Annotated in this window: 1 pseudogene; it reads left to right on the forward strand. The window is 39.5% G+C overall.

From position 1 onward, the window contains the following. Positions 1 to 104: 104 nt before the first annotated feature. A pseudogene (locus AB4585_RS24990) lies at positions 105 to 314 on the forward strand (glycine C-acetyltransferase); the annotation flags it as partial.

Consider the following 314-nt stretch of genomic DNA (forward strand, 5'->3'; position numbering starts at 1 on the left):
TTTGAACTAGAATCTCTTTACACTGTAAATCAGGAAAAGATTTTGCTCCGAGCAAGCTAGATATCTTGCTTGGCATTCCCCCTTACTGAAAGGATCAAAGAATCATGTCTTCTGCGTTTTATAACCAAATTCAACAACAAATCGACGAAGTAAAAACTGAAGGTTTGTACAAGTCAGAGCGCGTTATCACTTCTCAACAAAAAGCGTCTGTGTCTATCTCTACGGGTGAAGATGTACTTAACTTCTGTGCAAACAACTACTTAGGTTTGGCTAACCATCCTGAGCTTATCAAAGCAGCTCAGCAAGGTATGGAT

Origin of the sequence: Vibrio sp. 10N.222.49.C9 (assembly GCF_041474985.1) — a bacterium.
In the GTDB taxonomy this organism is placed as follows: Bacteria; Pseudomonadota; Gammaproteobacteria; order Enterobacterales; family Vibrionaceae; genus Vibrio; species Vibrio crassostreae_C.